General features: G+C 66.8%; 17 protein-coding genes. 14 read left to right on the plus strand and 3 right to left on the minus strand.

Features of this window, described 5'->3' with window-relative positions; genetic code table 11:
- Positions 1 to 329 precede the first annotated feature (329 nt).
- The 6 genes from OH802_RS17585 (at position 330) to OH802_RS17610 (ending at position 5855) form a co-directional block, all read left to right on the plus strand.
- Positions 330 to 995, plus strand: coding sequence for an SDR family NAD(P)-dependent oxidoreductase (locus tag OH802_RS17585; RefSeq protein ID WP_406020540.1), 666 nt, complete (start codon positions 330 to 332; stop codon positions 993 to 995).
- A complete protein-coding gene (locus OH802_RS17590; protein ID WP_406020542.1) occupies positions 992 to 2107 on the plus strand; it encodes a PQQ-dependent sugar dehydrogenase in 1116 nt (371 codons plus the stop codon). Before OH802_RS17585 ends, OH802_RS17590 begins: the two co-directional genes overlap by 4 nt.
- Before the next feature lie 125 nt (positions 2108 to 2232).
- A complete protein-coding gene (locus OH802_RS17595) occupies positions 2233 to 2643 on the plus strand; it encodes a cyclophilin-like fold protein (protein WP_406020544.1) in 411 nt (136 codons plus the stop codon).
- 255 nt (positions 2644 to 2898) lie between these two features.
- Complete coding sequence (locus OH802_RS17600; RefSeq protein ID WP_406020545.1) at positions 2899 to 3411, plus strand: lytic transglycosylase domain-containing protein; 513 nt, start codon at positions 2899 to 2901, stop codon at positions 3409 to 3411.
- Between the two features lie 51 nt (positions 3412 to 3462).
- Positions 3463 to 4413: an aldo/keto reductase family oxidoreductase gene (locus OH802_RS17605; protein ID WP_406020547.1), complete on the plus strand. Its 951-nt coding sequence runs from the start codon at positions 3463 to 3465 to the stop codon at positions 4411 to 4413.
- Positions 4414 to 4556: 143 nt separating this feature from the next.
- Complete coding sequence (locus OH802_RS17610; protein WP_406020549.1) at positions 4557 to 5855, plus strand: multidrug effflux MFS transporter; 1299 nt, start codon at positions 4557 to 4559, stop codon at positions 5853 to 5855.
- 99 nt (positions 5856 to 5954) lie between these two features.
- Here OH802_RS17610 and OH802_RS17615 read toward each other — a convergent pair whose 3' ends face one another.
- A complete protein-coding gene (locus OH802_RS17615) occupies positions 5955 to 6650 on the minus strand; it encodes a FadR/GntR family transcriptional regulator (RefSeq protein WP_406029337.1) in 696 nt (231 codons plus the stop codon).
- 293 nt (positions 6651 to 6943) lie between these two features.
- Here OH802_RS17615 and OH802_RS17620 point away from each other — a divergent pair, with 293 nt between their 5' ends.
- Complete coding sequence (locus OH802_RS17620) at positions 6944 to 8254, plus strand: MFS transporter (protein ID WP_406020551.1); 1311 nt, start codon at positions 6944 to 6946, stop codon at positions 8252 to 8254.
- A 41-nt stretch (positions 8255 to 8295) separates the two neighbouring features.
- On the opposite strand, the gene OH802_RS17625 is transcribed toward OH802_RS17620, so the two are convergent.
- The gene (locus OH802_RS17625; RefSeq protein ID WP_406020553.1) at positions 8296 to 9798 is read right to left on the minus strand and encodes an MmgE/PrpD family protein; all 1503 of its coding nucleotides are present in this window, start codon (positions 9796 to 9798) and stop codon (positions 8296 to 8298) included.
- 65 nt (positions 9799 to 9863) lie between these two features.
- Positions 9864 to 11057, minus strand: coding sequence for an acyl-CoA dehydrogenase family protein (locus OH802_RS17630; RefSeq protein ID WP_406020555.1), 1194 nt, complete (start codon positions 11055 to 11057; stop codon positions 9864 to 9866).
- 60 nt (positions 11058 to 11117) lie between these two features.
- Between OH802_RS17630 and OH802_RS17635 the strand changes: the two genes are divergently transcribed.
- The 7 genes from OH802_RS17635 to OH802_RS17665 all read left to right on the plus strand — a co-directional run bounded on the left by OH802_RS17635 (position 11118) and on the right by OH802_RS17665 (position 17467).
- Positions 11118 to 11858, plus strand: coding sequence for an SDR family NAD(P)-dependent oxidoreductase (locus OH802_RS17635; RefSeq protein ID WP_406020557.1), 741 nt, complete (start codon positions 11118 to 11120; stop codon positions 11856 to 11858).
- 16 nt (positions 11859 to 11874) lie between these two features.
- Positions 11875 to 13086, plus strand: coding sequence for an acetyl-CoA C-acetyltransferase (locus tag OH802_RS17640; protein ID WP_406020559.1), 1212 nt, complete (start codon positions 11875 to 11877; stop codon positions 13084 to 13086).
- Positions 13086 to 13919: an aspartate/glutamate racemase family protein gene (locus tag OH802_RS17645; RefSeq protein WP_406020561.1), complete on the plus strand. Its 834-nt coding sequence runs from the start codon at positions 13086 to 13088 to the stop codon at positions 13917 to 13919. Before OH802_RS17640 ends, OH802_RS17645 begins: the two co-directional genes overlap by 1 nt.
- Positions 13920 to 13924: 5 nt before the next feature.
- Complete coding sequence (locus OH802_RS17650) at positions 13925 to 14263, plus strand: carboxymuconolactone decarboxylase family protein (RefSeq protein WP_357357408.1); 339 nt, start codon at positions 13925 to 13927, stop codon at positions 14261 to 14263.
- A gap of 56 nt (positions 14264 to 14319) precedes the next feature.
- A complete protein-coding gene (locus tag OH802_RS17655; RefSeq protein WP_406020563.1) occupies positions 14320 to 15768 on the plus strand; it encodes an aldehyde dehydrogenase family protein in 1449 nt (482 codons plus the stop codon).
- A gap of 80 nt (positions 15769 to 15848) precedes the next feature.
- On the plus strand, positions 15849 to 16595 hold the full coding sequence (locus OH802_RS17660; RefSeq protein ID WP_406020565.1) for an SDR family NAD(P)-dependent oxidoreductase: 747 nt from the start codon (positions 15849 to 15851) through the stop codon (positions 16593 to 16595).
- Positions 16596 to 16693: 98 nt separating this feature from the next.
- Entirely contained in the window at positions 16694 to 17467 is a 774-nt protein-coding gene (locus OH802_RS17665) for an SDR family oxidoreductase (protein WP_406020567.1), read from the plus strand.

Raw genomic sequence — 17467 nt, forward strand, 5'->3', positions numbered from 1 at the left:
CCCATGGGCTTGGCGGGCTGCTGGATGGTGCTTTCGATGCTGGACGTGGCCGTCTCCTCAACGCACTGTGCTTCTGGTTCGCTCCCATGTAACCGCTGATGTCTCCCGGGAGGGTTACCCACTTAGTGCAGGTATTGCGAGAACCCCTTTGCGATCGGCCTGGACGGAGTCGCACGATTCGCTCCCATACATGATGCGGTGTTCTTTGTCGGCGGGCAGCCCCCGCTGATGGACGTACTCACAGGGTCTCCCTCAGGCGCCACCCGAACGCCTAGCGTTGACGGCGTGAAGATCACCGGGACCCGGGATCTCATGACGAAAGGAACACGATGACCACAGTCGCCATCATCGGCGCCGGCGCCGGGCTCGGGCAGGCTGCTGCGCGCCGCTTCGGTCGCGAGGGGTTCTCCATCGCGCTGATCTCCCGGACACAGTCCAATGTCGACCAGTTGGCCGCCGAGCTGACCTACGACGGCGTCACCGCGCGCGGATACGCGGCGAACGTCCGCGATGCGCAGGGGCTGCGCGAAGCCCTCGACGCCGCGGCTACGGACCTCGGCCCGATCGAGGTCCTGCAGTACAGCCCTGTCCCTGCGCGCGAGTTCATGAAGCCGGTGCTCGAGACGACGGCGGAGGATCTTGTCGGACCCGTCGAACAGTCGGTGTACGGACCGGTCACCGCGGTGCAGCACGTGCTGCCGGGACTGCGGGAGCTTGGCCGCGGGACGATCCTGTTCATCAACGGCGGCAGTGCTGTCCGTCCGAGCGGGGGCGTGGCCGGCACCTCGGTCGCCTTCGCCGGAGAGAGCGCCTACGGCCAGATGCTGCACGAGGCCCTCGCGCCCGAGGGAATCCATGTCGCGCAGCTGATCATCCCCCACGGCATCGGCGGCGGCGAGCCCGACCACGAACCCGACGCTCTAGCCGACCGCATCTGGTCCCTCCACCGTGACCGCGGCGCGTTCCGATCCTTCGTCGGCGAATGGACGGCATGAGGATCCCGCCCGTCGTCGCATGTGGCCTGCCCGCGCTGCTGGTACCGGTCCTCGCCGCAGCGGTGCTGGCCGGCTGCGCGGCCTCGACGGATCAGGCGCCTTCGACGGATCCGAGTCAGACGCCTACAACGGCGCTGCCGGGTGGTACGGCGTCATCCAGCGGGAATGTCGACACCGTTGCGTCGGGCCTCGACGTTCCGTGGTCTATCGCCTTCCACGGCAACGCCCCGTTGCTCAGCGAGCGCGACTCCGGCAGGATCCTCGAGTTGGCCAGCGACGGAACGTCCCGTGAGGTCGGCGTGATCGACGGTGCGACGCCAATGGGGGAGGGAGGCCTGCTCGGCATCGCGGTGCACGAGCAGCACCTGTATGCCTACTTCACCTCGGGCGACGAGAACCGCCTCGAACGGTACGAGCTGCGCGGTGCGCCCGGGTCGCTCGGCCTTGGCGAGCCCGAAGTGCTCCTCGACGGGTTGGACGCGGCGTCCTACCACAACGGCGGGCGGATCGCCTTTGGCCCCGATGGGATGCTTTACGTCACCGTCGGGGACGCCGGGAACGCCCAGGCCGCGCAGGACCGCGACTCGCTGTCGGGCAAGATCCTGCGCCTGACGCCCGAGGGGGATGTGCCGCGCGACAACCCCTTCGACGACTCTCTGGTCTACAGCTACGGGCACCGCAACCCGCAAGGCCTGGCCTGGAGCGAGGACGGGACGATGTACGCCAGCGAGTTCGGCCAGGACACCTGGGACGAGCTCAACGTCATCGAGGCCGGCGGCAATTACGGCTGGCCCGAGGTCGAGGGCATCGCTGAGGACAGCCGGTTCATCGACCCGGTGCAACAGTGGGCTCCGGCGGACGCGAGTCCCAGCGGAATCGCGATCGCGGATGGGTCGATCTGGATCGCGAACCTGCGCGGAGAGCGGCTCCGAGAGGTCCCGCTGGATGACTTGGCGTCGTCGACGGAGCATCTCGTCGGCGAGTACGGACGCCTCCGCGACGTCGCTCTCGCCCCCGACGGGTCGGTTCGGATGCTCACCAGCAATACCGACGGTCGCGGCGACCCCGGGTCCGACGACGACCGCGTCCTGCGGTTCGACCCCGCCGCGTAGACGGTAAGTGAGACCCCCCGTCGCGCATCCTGATCACCGGCGCGGAGGCGCCGAGCGCACCGGCTCGATCTGCCGCGCGACTCACCTCTGGTCCTGATAGTTCACAACAAGGAAAGGCCGGTTCGATGACACCATCCCCGCGCTCGGGCACGGTCATCCGCTTTGCCACCGCCTCCGGCGGCTCGATCGACGTGCACGTCGATGAGGACAACCCCGCCGTCCGTGACCTGCTGACGATGCTGCCGCTGACGCTCTCGTTCGAGGACTTCAAGGGAGTGGAGAAGATCGCCTATCCGCCGCGGGAGATCCGAACCGCCGGGTCTCCGCCTTCGAGCGCCGGGGCCGGCGACTTGGCCATCTACGTCCCCTGGGGCGACATCGCGTTCTTCTACAGGGGCGAGCGTGGTGCGCCATCTGCCAACATCGTCCGTTTGGGCGTCTATGACGCGTCTCGCAAGCAGCTCGAGGCACTCGAGGACGGCGAGGTCACCGTCACGATCCTGGACCGAGGTCTCACAGCACGCAACGACTCTTGAGGACTGATGATCACTATCACCGCACGCCGAATTCTGGCGGCGTCCGCCATTACGCTCATGGCGACTCTCGCCGTGGGATGCACCGGCGCCGACGAGTCGGTTCCGTACGTTGACCGGGGTTATCCAGCCGCACCCGCCCAGGACTTGGCCGACGCCGCTCGCGCGGGCACCGGTCTCAGCGGGAGACCGATAGCCAGCCTCCCGGATCCCGCCTGGGTGTCTCGTACGGCTCAACGCACCGGGATCCCCGAACGCGTGCTCGCAGCATATGGCGGGGCTTCGCTGAGGCTCTCGGTGGACCGCCCCGGCTGCGGCATCGGGTGGAACACGCTCGCCGGGATCGGCACCGTCGAGTCGCTCCATGGCAGCTACAACGGCGCCACCGTCGGCTCGGCTGGCACGGTGACGCCACCGATCACCGGGGTGCCGCTCAACGGCAGCGATGGTGTGATGGCGATCCCAGACACCGATGAGGGAGCACTCGACGGCGATGCGGAGTGGGACCGCGCGGTCGGCCCCATGCAGTTCATTCCGACGACCTGGCTGCGATACGCCCAGGACGGCAACGCTGACGGCGAGACCGACCCGCACCAGATCGACGACGCCGTCCTCACCGCGGCGACCTACCTCTGCGTTCGAGGTGAGGACCTCGCCACCGATGACGGTTGGAACGCAGCGATCGCCGCGTACAACCGTTCCCTTCCCTACGCACGCGACGTCGCTGACCACGCGGCCGCGTTGACGCAGCCATCGACTACCGGCGCCTGACAAGTTCCGACCGACCGAGAAGACCCACAACCAGCAGATTGCAGGAGAACCATGAAGACCGTCCCATTCGGAGCCAACGGCACCACGGTGCCCAACGTCGTCACGGGCATGATGCGCATCGCCGGCAACACCGACGAGGAGATCCGTGCGCTGTACACCGCCTCGCGCCACGTGGGCATCGATTTCTTCGACCACGCTGACCTGTACGGGTTCAATCATCCCGGCGGTGGCCCCCACCTGTGCGAGCGCCGGTTCGCCGAGGCGCTGCAGCTCAGCAGTTCCGAGCGCGAGCAGATCAGGCTGCAGACGAAGACGAGCATCATCGATGACCCGTGGGGCTACGACCAGTCCTACGAGCACATCGTCACCTCCGCAGAGCGATCGCTGAAAGCGCTGGGCACCGATTACCTCGACGTCCTGCTGCTGCACCGCCCGGATGCGTTGGTGGAGCCCGAGGAGGTCGCCCGAGCGTTCGACCACCTCGAGTCCAGCGGCAAGGTTCGCGCGTTCGGCGTCTCGAACCACACGCCGCGCCAGATCGACCTGCTCAAGACCGCTGTGACCCAGCCGATCCTCGCCAACCAGGTGCAACTGTCCATCACGCACTCGACGATCGTCGCCCAGGGACTGTCGTCGAACATGGCGGGTCAGGAGGACTCGATCACCCGCGACGGCGGCGGCATCGTCGACTATGCCCGGATCAACGGGATTACATTGCAGGCGTGGAGCCCGTTCCAGAAGGGCTTCCAAGACGGTGTCTTCCTGGGTTCGCCCGACTACCCGGAGCTGAATGCCGAGCTCGAGCGTCTGGCGACGAAGTACGACGTCACGCCCACCGGGATCGCGGTCGCGTGGATCACGCGGCACCCCGCGGGCATCCAGGTCGTGCTCGGCACCACGAGGCCGGGCCGCGTCGCTGACGCCGCTGCCGGCTCGGACATCCCTCTCACTCGCAGCGAGTGGTACGGCCTCATCCGTGCCGCCGGCCACAACGTTCCCTGACCCCCGCCCGGGGTGCTCCCTGGCGATGCCGCGCGTGAGGGACACCCTGCGAGTACACCCATCAGGCGGGACTCTCGCGGGCGCCGGAATGGTGGTGTCGTAGTGGCGTACGAGAAGACGACGTCAATCCCAGGAAGGCTCCTGTGCAATCCACACCCTCCGACCGTCCCGCCACCCGCAGGGTCGGTCTTGTGCTCGCCACGCTGCTCATGCTGCTCACCGTGTTCGGGCCGATCTCAATGGACCTCTACCTCCCGGTCCTTCCGGCGCTCACCGACGACCTCGGTGCTGCCACATCCGCCGCCCAATTCACCCTGACCGCCTGCCTGGTCGGCCTCGCCGTCGGACAGCTGATCGCGGGGCCGCTCTCCGACCGGTTCGGACGTCGACTTCCGCTGCTGGCCGGGATCACCGCGTACGTGGTCGCCTCGGCCCTGTGCGCGTTCAGCCCCACCATCGAGACCCTCGTCCTTGCTCGCCTGGTGCAGGGCCTTGCCGGAGCCGTGGGCATCGTCATCGCCCAAGCCGCGGGACGCGATGTGTACGAGGGTGGCGCGCTGATTCGCTTCTACGGACGGCTCACTGTCATCGGCGGTTTCGCGGCCATCGTCGGGCCCGTTGTCGGTGGTCAGCTGGCCAACTTCACCGACTGGCGTGGGCTCTTCCTCTTCCTCGCCGCGATCGGCGTCGTTCTCCTCGTCGCTGCCGCCGCGTTGTTCGGCGAGACTCTTCCTGTCGCGCAGCGCACCACCGGTGGGCTGCGTCAGACCGGTCGTGACTTTCGTACGCTGCTCTCGGACCGGTTGTTCGTCGGATCCGTGCTGATCTGCGGCCTGACCTACGCCGCTCTGTTCGCCTACCTCAGTGGTGCGACGTACATCCTTCAGGGCACCTACGGTCTCTCCCCGCAGGGTTACTCGATCGCGTTCGGCGCCAACTCCCTGGGCTTCATGGTCTTCGGCTGGCTCGGCGGCCGTGCGGCCGAGCGCTGGTCCGAGCGTGGAACGCTTGTCGTCGGCATCGTCATGTCTGCCGGCGGCTCTCTCGGTCTTCTCGCCACCGGCCTGTTCGACCTTGCCCTGCCTGTTGTCCTCGTCTCTCTGTTCGTCCTGGCTTCCGGCACTGCCGTCGCGGCGCCGCCGACGACTTCACTGGCCCTTGCTGACTATCCCGAGCTCGCCGGAACCGCATCCTCCGTGCTCGGCATGGCGCGCTTCGGTTTCGGCGGCATCTCCGCGCCACTGGTTGGTCTCGGGGGCGCGGAGGCTGTCCTGCCGCTGGGCATCGTGACTGTGGCATCGGTCGCGCTCGCCGCGGTCGCCCACGTAGCGCTGGTCCGGCGCACCACCACAGCCAGTGAGAACAATGCGGGCCACGTCGATCCGACCGGTGCCCTGGCCCCGGCGGCGGAGCGTGAGCCGGCCGGCCTTCCTGTCTGCTAGTGACCCAGGAGTCGTAGTTTCGGCGGTGGACTCCGCAGTCTCGCTGTACGACAGAAGTCCCGACGGCAGTAGCCGTCGGGACTTCTCACCTGGGCGAGATCAGGACTCGGTCGTCGGGCGGTCACGACTCCACTGTCGAACGTAGGCAAGGTGGTCACGCATGGCTTCGGCTGACGCCAACTCGTCGCCGGCCTCCACGGCCTTGATGATGTGGGCGTGCTGGAGGATGGTCTCGTGCCCCACCTCGGGAGTGAGGTTGAGGTAGGTCACGGGCGCCGTGCAGGCGTGGAGGGCGCCGACGAAGGCGACCAGCAGCCGGTTGCCCGACGCCTCGGCGATGATCCGGTGGAACTGCTGGTCCAGCTCAGAGACCTGCGGTGAACTCAGATCGATCCGCTTCTGTTGCGACACGATGTCGCGGGCGGCGTCGATCTGCGCCTGATCGGCATGACGCGCCGCCAGCCGTGCGCAGGGGACTTCGAGGACCTCGCGGGCCTGGCTGACCTCATCGATCTCGACCGACCCCAGCTGGAGGACGTGGCTCAGCGAGTCCTTCAGCATCCGCCCGAGCGCGTTCGTGTCGACCTCACGTACAAACGAGCCGCCGCTGGCGCCTGGGATCTTGCGTACGAGGCCGGCGGTGGCCAGCGCGCCTAGCGCCTCGCGGACGGTCGGCCGGCTGACACCGAACATGTCTGCGAGAGCATTCTCGGACGGCAGCTTCTCGCCCTGGGCGAATGTGCCGTCGTAGATGGCGGCCTTGATCTGCGCCTGGACCTGCTCACGTGGACGCATCACCTGCTGAACCACAAAGCCTTGGGAAGCTGACGCTGCCATGTCTTGCTCCAGATCGTTGGGAAAGGAAATTCTAACAGGCACTCCATTGCCAGACTGTTTCCTGCGCATCTCGTACTCGGCGGGAGAGGCGCGGAATGTCGACTCGTGATTAAATGTCGGACACTTGTCGCGATGTCAGGTCTGTGGTCTTCTGTGGTGAGGCCCACGCGGGCACGAGGCCACGCTGGCCCGGCCCGCCTCGCCTCCCACCGCATCACCGATTCCCGGGTTCTCTGAGAAAGAAGGGCGCCATGTCCCACTCCAGCACCACCACCGCTGACGTCAGGAGGGTCGGACTCGCAAGCTTGATGGGCACGACCATCGAGTACTACGACTTCTTCATCTACGGGACGGCAGCCGCGCTCGTCTTCGGCGAAGTGTTCTTTCCCAACTCCGATCCGTTGACCGGGTCCCTGTTGTCCTTCGCCACCTTCGGCGTGGCATTCGTCGCCCGGCCCCTCGGGGGCGTCGTCTTCGGACACTTCGGCGACCGCGTGGGCAGGAAGGTCGCTCTGGTGACGACGCTGTTGACCATGGGCACGGCAACGGTGGGGATCGGCCTCGTGCCTTCGTACGACGCCATCGGAGTCGCGGCCCCGACTCTGTTGGTGGTCCTGCGGTTCGCGCAAGGCATCGCGCTCGGTGGCGAGTACGGCGGCGCTGTGCTCATGACGGTCGAGCACAGTCCTGCGGGCAAGAGGGGGTTCTACGGCTCGTGGGTCCAGACGGGCGCCCAGTTCGGCCTCATCGTCGCCAATGTCGTGTACCTGATCGTCGGCTCCAGCATGGGAGACGAAGCATTCAGATCGTGGGGTTGGCGCGTGCCGTTCTGGATCAGCGTCGTGCTCGTCGTACTCGGGCTGGCGATCCGGCTACGCCTCGAGGAGAGCCCTGAGTTCACCGCTCTGAAGAAGTCGAACGACATCCAGCCCGCGCCCGTGATCGAGGTGCTGCGCCGCCACAAGACCGAAGTGCTTCTCATCGCGGGTGCGGCCGTCGGCAACTCGGTGACCTTCTATGTCGCGGCCGTGTTCGGTCTCTCCTACGGTGCGGGGCAGGGCTTCAGTCGCAACCAGATGCTGGTCGTCATCATCGCTGCCGCGATCTGGGTAATCGTCGCGAGCATCGCCGTCGGTGCGATCAGCGACCGAGGCGGGCGCAAGGCGATCTTCATCGCTGGAAACCTCGCGATCGCGGCCACCATCTACCCGTGGGCTGCGGCGATCGAATCCGGGAGTCTTGGCCTGGTCATGGTCGCCTACATCGTGATGCTGACCGGCTACTCCATGACCTGGGGAACGATCGGCGTGTTCTTCGCCGAGGCGTTCACCGGGGCCGTGCGCTACACCGGTCTGTCGGTCGGCTTCACGATCGGCGTGATCGTGGGCGGGGCCGTGACCCCGCTCGCCCTCACGAAGCTGGTGGACAGCTACTCCTCGGCCATCCCGGTCGTCCTGTGGGTCGCCGGGGCGACCGTGGTCTCAGCGTTGTGCGGGATCCCGCTGCGACGCGCGGACCGGGCTGACAAGGTCGGCCCGGCCATAGATTCGCTCGCGGTCTGACGAGCCTGGTGCCGCGGCCGTCCGGCCGCGGCATCGGGGGCTTAGAGAATTCCTTTGGTCTGCGCCGGCTCAGAGGCCTGCGCGATGCCAGGGAGCGCGATGGCGGCTACCTCGTCGGGAGTGAGGTCCGGGAGCCGGCTCACGAGCGACAGGAAACGCTGCTGGACATCGTCGGCGATCGCACCATCAGCCAGCCCGGCGAACTTGGCCACGTACTCATCACGACCGAAGGGACGCGCCCCAGCCGGGTGAGCATCTGCCACAGCGATCTCCTCGACGAGCACCGACCCGTCGGCCATGGTGATCTCGGCACGACCACCGAACTGGCGTTTGGCCGGATCTGGTTCGTGGTAGAGCCGGGTCAGCTCGGGGTCTTCGACCGTGCTGATCTTCTGCCACAGCTCGACGGTATCCGGCCGTGTCGCCCGACTCCGCTCGTAGGAACGGACGTGATGCAAGCCCTGGTCCTGGAGAGCCACGGCAAAGATGTAGGCGAGCGAGTGGTCCAGGGTCTCCCGGCTGGCGTTGGGATCCCACTTGTGCGGGTCTCCGGAGCCAGAGCCGACGAAGTTGTGCGCGTCGCTGTTGACGTGGAGCACGACCCTCTCGATCCTCCCACTATCGCTGACTCGCTGTCCTGCATGCCTGGCCAGGTCGATGAGTGGCTGAATGAGGAACTCCGCCGAGTACTCCTTGGGATAGGTCTCCATGATCGCGCGCTTCGGCTCTCCCGGTCCGGGGAGCGACACCGAGTACGTCGCGTCAGGCCCGTCGAGCATCCAGGCGATCACCGCGTTCTGGCCCTCGTAGATGGGGGTGGGAGAGGTCATACCACGCATGGCGCAGTCGATGGCTTCGATGGCGACCTTCCCGGCGAATCCGGGGGCGAAGGCCTTCCAGGTCGAGATCTGTCCTGTCCGTGCCTGCCAAGTCGTCGTCGTGCAGTGGAGCGCCTGCCCGATCGCGTGGTAGACGGTCTCGTTGTCCAGGTCGAGCATGGCCCCGATCCCGGCCGCCGCGGAGGGTCCGAGGTGGGCGATCTGGTCGATCTTGTGCTGGTGCAGGCCGATGCTCTTGCAGAGGTCCACCTCGACCTCGTAGGCCGCGGCGATCCCGCGCACCAGGTCTGCGCCGGAGAGACGACAGTGCTGCGCTACCGCCAGGAGTGCGGGGATGTTGTCTGCCGGGTGACCGTTGTCCACGGCGTGAACGGTGTCGTGGAGGTCGAGCTCACGCACGGCAACGGCGTTCGCCCACGCAGCCCACTCGGCTGAGACTCGGGTCTGTTCCGAGGCGCCGAAGACCATCGCTCCCGGAGCGGCCGGATGCCTAAGCGCCTGCTCTCGTGCCGCGACCACGGGGCGGCGCGCCAGTGCTCCCGCCGCGCACGCGGCGTTGTCGATCAGCCGGTCGACGGCCATGTCCACGACGTCCGCCGGGACGGCGACCGGGTCGATCGCCATGGCTGCGAGCTTCCAGGCGAGCTGCTCTTCGCGAGGCAGTTTCTCCGACGACGGGCGGGTTCGTACCGTATGGCTGATCATCTGACCTCACTATTTCGTTGGGCTCCGGCCATGGGGACGCCAGGGGCTGGTGCCGACGGAAGGATCTAGGACTTGTAGTCCTTGAGCAGCGAACGGCCGATGATCATCTTCTGGATGTCGCTGGTGCCCTCACCGATCAGCATGAACTTGACCTCGCGCATGATCCGCTCGATCTCGTACTCCTTGGAGTAGCCATAGCCGCCGTGGATGCGGAAGGAGTCCTCCACGACCTCGTTGGCGTACTCCGAGGCGACCATCTTGGCCATCCCGGCCTCCACGTCCATCCGCTTGCCGGTGTCCTTCAACCGCGCGGCGCGGACCATCATGTTGTGGGAGACCTCGACCTTGGTGCCCATCTCGGCAAGACGGAACAAGATGGCCTGGTGCTCGGCGATCTTCTTGCCGAAGGTCTGACGCTGCTGGGAGTAGGCGATACCGAGCTCGAAACCACGGATCGCCAGGCCGCAGGCGCGGGCGGCGACGTTGACCCGGCCGACCTCGACACCGTCCATCATCTGGAAGAAGCCCTTGCCCGGGGTACCACCCAGGATCTGGTCGGCCGAGATCTTGTGACCCTCGAAGATCATCTCGGTCGTGTCGATGCCCTTGTAGCCCATCTTGTCGATCTTGCCCGGCACCGTGATGCCCTGCGCGGTCTCGCCGAAGCCGGGGGTCTTCTCCACCAGGAAGGTGGTCATGTTCTTGTAGACGCTCTCGGCGCCCTCATCGGTCTTGGTCAGCACCGCGACCAGCGTCGAGGAGCCACCGTTGGTCAGCCACATCTTCTGGCCGGTGATCTCATACGAGCCATCAGCCTGCTTGGTCGCCTTGGTCGACACCGCCGACACATCCGAGCCCAGACCGGGCTCGGACATCGAGAACGCGCCACGGACCTCACCGGTGGCCATCTTCGGCAGGTACTTCTGCTTCTGCTCCTCGGTGCCGTGCTGCATCAGCATGTAGGCCACGATGAAGTGAGTATTGATAACACCGCTCACACTCATCCAGCCGCGGGCGATCTCCTCCACGCACAGCGCGTAGGTCAGCAGCGACTCACCCAGCCCGCCGTACTCCTCCGGGATCATCAGACCGAAGATGCCCAGCTCCTTGAGACCCTCCACGATCTCGGTCGGATACTCATCGGCATGCTCCAGCTCCTGGGCCACCGGAATGACCTTCTCGTCCACGAACTGACGGACGGTCTTCAGGATCTCTTCCTGAATATCGGTGAGACCTTCGGTCTCGGCAAGGCGGGCCATCTACGCTCCTCGGTGGGTCAACACTTGACTGCCGTGCATGATGTCAGACATTATTCAGACATGTCCACAGTAGCTGTCGTAACTGGAGCCGGGCGGGGTCTAGGCGAGGCAATCGCCCGCGAACTTGCTGCTGCCGGCACCGCCGTCGCACTTGCCGGCCGGTCCGTCGAGCAGTTGGAGCAGGTGCAGAAGGCGATCGAAGCGGAGGGCGGGAAGGCGTTCGTGCATCCGACCGACGTGACAGACGCAGACGCGGTCGCGGGGTTGTTCCGGGCCGCGGAGGGCGAGCTGGGTGCGGTCGACGTTCTCGTCAACAACGCGGGGATCGCTGCGCTGTCCAACCTGGTCGACCTCGACGAGGGGGAGTGGGACCGCATCTTCGACACCAATGTTCGCGGCATGTTCCTGTGCAGCCGAGAGGCCGGCCGTCGATTCGCCGAACAGGGGCAGGGGCGTGCCGTCAACATCGCCTCGGTGTTCGGTCTGGTGGGGCGTCCCGGATATTCGGCCTACGGCGCATCCAAGGGCGCCGTCATCAACTTCACCCGTGCCGTCGCTGCCGAGTGGGCTAGGTTCGGCGCGCAGATGAACGCGGTCGCGCCGGGCTACTTCGCCACCGACATCAACGCCGAGCTGCGCGCGGACGAGGCAGCTATGGCGAAGGTCCTGCGCCGGATCCCGGCTCATCGCATGGGCGATCCGGATGAGTTGGCCAACGTCGTGCGCTACCTCGCGCTCGAGGCGCCGGACTTTCTGACCGGCCAGACCATCGCGGTCGACGGTGGAGAGTCGAGCGTCTGAGATGGGAGCGAACAACATGACCGAGGCGGTCATCTGCGAGCCGATCCGCACACCCGTCGGTCGGTACGGGGGCATGTTCAAGGACGTGTCAGTCGCGAGCCTGGCCTCTACCGTGGTCAAAGGCCTGGTCGATCGCACCGGCATCACAGCCGACGACATCGATGACGTCATCTTCGGCCAGGGGTACGCCAACGGCGAGGCCGCCGCGATCGGTCGCATCGCGGTGCTCGACGCCGGGCTCGACGTGACGGTGCCGGGGCTCCAACTCGACCGCCGGTGCGGTTCGGGTCTCCAGGCAGTGCTCTACGCCTGCATGCAGGTGGCCACAGGAGGCTCGGACCTGGTCCTGGCCGGCGGTGCGGAGAGCATGAGCCAGGCTGAGTACTACGTGCCGAACATGCGATGGAACGCCGGTGGGGCGCCGCGCATGCTGGACCGGCTGGCCCAGCCGCGCACGAACTCCGGTGGCTGGCGCTTCCCGGTCGAGGGCGGAATGATCGAGACGGCGGAGAACGTCGGCCGCGAGTTCGGTGTCACCCGTCTCGAGCAGGACGAGTGGGCGGTCCGGTCGCACGCTCGCGCGGTGGCGGCCATGGAGGCCGGTCTGTTCGAGGACGAGACCGTTCCGGTGACAGTGCCTCAGCGCAAGGCTGACCCACTCGTCATCACCCGTGACGAGCACCCTCGCCCGGGCACGACGGTCGAGTCCCTCGCCCGGCTGAAGCCGATGCTCGCGGCAGGGCGTCCGGATGCCACGGTCACGGCGGGAAACTCGAGTGGCCAGAACGACGCTGCTGCGGTCGCCATCGTGACCACCCCCGAGAAGGCGGCGTCGCTCGGACTGCGCCCGCTCGCTCGGCTGGTCAGCTGGTCCTTGGCCGGAGTCGAGCCGCGGATGATGGGCATCGGCCCGGTGCCGGCAGCCCAGCGCGCACTCAAGCGGGCCGGCTTGTCGTGGGCCGACATCGATCTGATCGAGCTCAACGAGGCATTTGCCGCCCAAGTCCTGGGCTGCTTCCGTGGATGGGGCCTGACCGACGCCGACCTCGAGCGGGTGAACGTCAACGGGTCTGGTATCTCGCTGGGCCACCCGATCGGTGCGACTGGCGGGCGCATCCTGGCCAATCTCTTGCGGGAGATGGACCGGCGGGAGTCTCGTTATGGCATGGAGACCATGTGCATCGGCGGCGGCCAGGGCATCGCGGCGATCTTCGAGAGGATGCCCTGATGCCGAAGATCCTCTATCTGAGCATGTCGCGCGAGGAGTACTCGCCGAACTACTTCCCGTTCCTGCGGGACTACGTGGACCAGGTGAAGTCACCCGGCACCGAGGTGGACCTGAGGGGCACCCGCGTCGGCCGTATCGACAGCTTCCGCTTCTTCGAGACGCTCGATTGGATCTCGATCCTGGACTCGGTGATCGGCGCGGAGCAGGACGGCTACGACGCGGTCGCGATCGGAAACATCCTCGATCCCGGGCTGCGTGAGGCGCGCTCCATGGTCGACATCCCTGTCCTCGGCCTCGGCGAGACGTCGATGTTGACCTCCTGCATGATGGGCAGCACGTTCTCGCTCGTAGGAGTCAACCCCTACTTCGGCGGACGGTTCGAGGAGAACGTGGCGAAGTACGGCCTCCGTGGCCGGCTGGCGAGCATCGAGTGCATGGGCCTGACCCCGCACGAGCTCGACGCCTGTTTCTCCGACGAGTCCGGTCGCGAGAAGGCGATCGAATCGTTCACCGCAGCGGCGCGCGCGTCGCTCGAGAAGGGCGCCGAGGTCGTCATTCCCGCCGGGGGCCGACTCACAGCCTTCTTGAACGCGGTCGGTCTGCGCGAGATCGACGGAGCACCGTTGCTCGACGGCACGGTGTCGCTCGTCGCAGCGGCCGAGAGCGCGATCCGCATCCGCCAGAAGTCGGGCTCGTTCGTCAGCCGTCGCCGCCTCTACGCGAAGGCGCCCGCGGACTCGATCCGGAAGGCGGCGGGGGAGTACGCCGAGGGCTACAACCTGCCCGCACTCGGACGTCTCGCATCGGATTCCACCGACATCACGAAGGACTGAGCCAGTTGAGCTATGACTACCCGTTGAGCAAACAGGACACGTTCGTATCGAACCTCGACCGGCTGCGGGAGACCGCACCGGACGTGGCTACCGCCTTCCGTGGGCTCCGCGTCGCCGCGGACGCCTTCGGTCCGCTCGATGCCAAGCAGCGGGAGCTGACGCTGCTCACGGGCTTCGCGGCCACGAAGAACGAGGGCGGGTTCCGGGTGCACTGCACCCGCGCCGTCGATGCCGGAGCGACGCTGGCGGAGATCGAGCAGGTGGTCATCCTGCTGTTGGGGACGACCCTCGGACTGGCACCAGCCGTCGAGGCGCTCGGTTGGGCACACGACGAGCTGACCTAGACCAGCGACGCCGGCCCGACCTACACGCACGCATTCGAAGACTCTGGAGGCACGAAGTGAAGCAGTTTCACCATCTCTACATCGACGGCAAGTGGGTTGAGCCATCGGGCGAGGAGACGCGGACGCTGATCGACCCGACGTCCGAGGAACCGTGGGCAACGGTGACCTCCGGGGCCGGTGGAGACGATGTCGATCGCGCGGTCGCGGCGGCGAAGCACGCGTTCCCAAGCTTCTCGACGACCTCGATCGACGAGCGGGTCGCGCTGATCGACCGGATCATCGCGGCGTACGAACGTCGCGAGGCGGAGCTGTCGCAGTTGATCGCGCAAGAGGTCGGTGTGCCTGTCTCGTTCAAGGCGCAGGTGACCGGCCCGGCAGGGCACATGAAGGTCGCCCGCGATCTGATCGCGACCTACGCCTTCGAACAGCAATTGGCAGACACGATCGTCAGGCGCGAGCCCATTGGTGTCTGTGCGCTGATCTCGCCGTGGAACTGGCCCATCCAGACATCGGTGATCAAAGTGATCTACGGCATCGCGGCCGGCTGCACGATGGTGCTCAAGCCTTCGGACGCCTCGCCTGCGTCGGGTGTGGCGCTGGCCGAGGTGATGGACGAAGCGGGCGTCCCGCCCGGAGTCTTCAACTTGGTCATCGGTCGTGGCAGCGTCGTAGGCGAGGCGCTGTCGAGCCATCCGGACGTCGACATGGTGTCGTTCACCGGGTCGACCGTCGCCGGATCCCGGGTGGGACAGTCAGCGGCACAGACCGTCAAGCGGGTCTGTCTGGAGCTCGGTGGCAAGTCGGCCAACATCGTGCTGACCGATGGCGACCTGGAGAAGGCCGCCCGCTGGAACATCCAGCGCGGCTTCTCCAACACCGGCCAGTCGTGCCATTCGCCCAGCCGGCTCCTGGTCCACGAGAGCCAGGTCGAGGACATCCTGCCGTTCCTCGAGGACGAGATCGCGCGGATGCGCGTGGGCGATCCACGCAACCCGGCCACCACACATGGCCCGCTCGTGCATGCCCAGCAGTTCAAGAGCGTGCAGAACCACATCGACGTCGGCCTCGAGGAGGGCGGCCGCCTCGTCGTCGGGGGACCGGGCCGGGTGGACGGGTTCGACCGGGGCTTCTTCTGCCGACCGACGGTACTGGCGGACGTGACCCCCGAGATGACGTTGGCCAAGGAGGAGATCTTCGGTCCTGTCTTGGTGGTCATGCCTTACCAGAGCGAGGCGGAGGCGCTGGACATCGCCAACGACTCGATCTTCGGGTTGGGCGGCTATGTCTTCAGCGAGGACCGCAGACGCGGCTATGAGTTCGCCTGCGGCCTGCGGGCCGGTCGCATCTCCTTCAACGGCGCCAACACGAACTCGCTGACCCCGATGGGCGGCTACAAGCAGTCCGGCATCGGTCGGTCGATGGGCGTGTTCGGCCTCGAGGAGTACCTGGAGGTGAAGTCGATCTACGGCTTCGAGGAGGAAGCACACGCCCTTCCCTCGCTCTAGCGAGGCAGCGGCATCACCAAACGTCGTCAAGGACCCGTTCAACCCGCGCTCCGCGAGCGTCGCAACACAGGAGGACCCTCATGTCAGACAGCAGCGAGACCCATACAGCCCTGGTAGTCGGTGCCGGCTCCGGCATCGGACGCGCAACGGCGCTGAGGCTCGCCGCGTCCGGCATGCAAGTAGTCGCAGCCGACCTCAATGACGAGGCGGTCGCCAAGCTGGCCGCCGAGCACGAGGGCATCGTGGATCTTGGAGAGGCATGGGATGCGACCAGCGCCGAGGAGTGCCGCCGGCTCGTAGCCGCCGTGGTCGCCGAGACCGGCAGGATCGACCATGTCGTCTCGACGGTCGGCTGGACGGCGATCACGCGGTTCCTCGAAGAGACTCCCGACTACTGGCGTCGCATCATCGACGTCAACCTGATGTCTGCGATCCATATCAGCGCCGCGGCCGGAGAGGCCATGCGAGAGATCGGCGGCACCATCGTTCTCACCAGCTCCGAGGCGGGCATGGTCGGCCAGTCGGGGGAGGCGGTCTACTCGGCTGCGAAGGGCGGCGTCGTGGCATTGGCCAAGGCACTGGCCCGGGAGTGGGCACGGTTCGGGATCCGGGTCAATGTGGTCGCTCCGGGTGTCACCGAGACGCCGTTGCTCGAGAGCCAGGGCGGGGAGACCCTCTTGTCCAGCGTCGTACGCGCCATCCCGCTGCGCCGCGCCGGAAAGCCGGAGGAGATCGCGGATGCGATCGCCTACCTGACCTCGGCTGAATCGAGCTACGTCACCGGACAGACCCTCTGCGTGGGCGGCGGGCTCACGATGAGCTCCTAGCGGGCCGTCGCAGCAGGTGCGGGTGGAGATCCATGTCCCGTGCCGCCGTGCACCAGCAAGTACAAGAATCCACCGCATAACAGGACGAGGCGACGAACATGCAGAACAAGACGGTCATCATCACCGGGGGCTCGCGCGGAATGGGCCAACGCCTCGCGCTCAAGCTCGCCGCCGAGGGCGCCAACATCGTGATCAACTACCGTCGCGACGACGAGGCCGCGCAGCAGACGGTCAAGGACGTCGAGGCAGCAGGGGGTGCGGCGCTCGCTGTCCGGGCCGACGTGTCCGACACCGAGGCCGTAGCGGCGATGGTCGAACAGGTCGTCGAGCGGTTCGGCAGCATCGACGTCGTGGTGGCCAACGCCGCGGCGAGCGCGTTCAAGCCGCTGATGCAGATCCACGGGCACCACATCGACAAGACCATGGGCATCACCGTCCAGGGCTTCCTCGACCTGGTGCGCCTGAGCCTTCCGCACATGCCGGCGGGCGGGCGGGTGCTCGCCGTCAGTGGCTGGGACAGCTTCCGGGCGTTGCCGGGTCACGGCCTGCTCGGTGCCGCCAAGGCAGCGATGGAGGCGATCGTGAAGTACCTCGCGATCGAGCTGGCAGGCCAGGGCGTCACCGCTGTGGGCGTATGCCCCGGCCCGATCGACACAGACTCGTTCCGCTACTACGCCGGCGAGGCGTGGGAGGACTACGCCAAGCAGTGGCTGGCCCAGACTCCCTCCGGGGCGTACCCGACGCCGGACGAGGTCGCCGACGTCATGGCCTTCCTGTGCGAGCCGCGCAGCAGCGCGATCAATGGCCAGACGATCGTGGTCGACGGCGGTCTTTCGCTGGCGACCATGCCGATCGGCTTCGGTCAGGACTGA

It is taken from the genome of Nocardioides sp. NBC_00850 (genome assembly GCF_045207335.1).
GTDB lineage: Bacteria > Actinomycetota > Actinomycetes > Propionibacteriales > Nocardioidaceae > Nocardioides.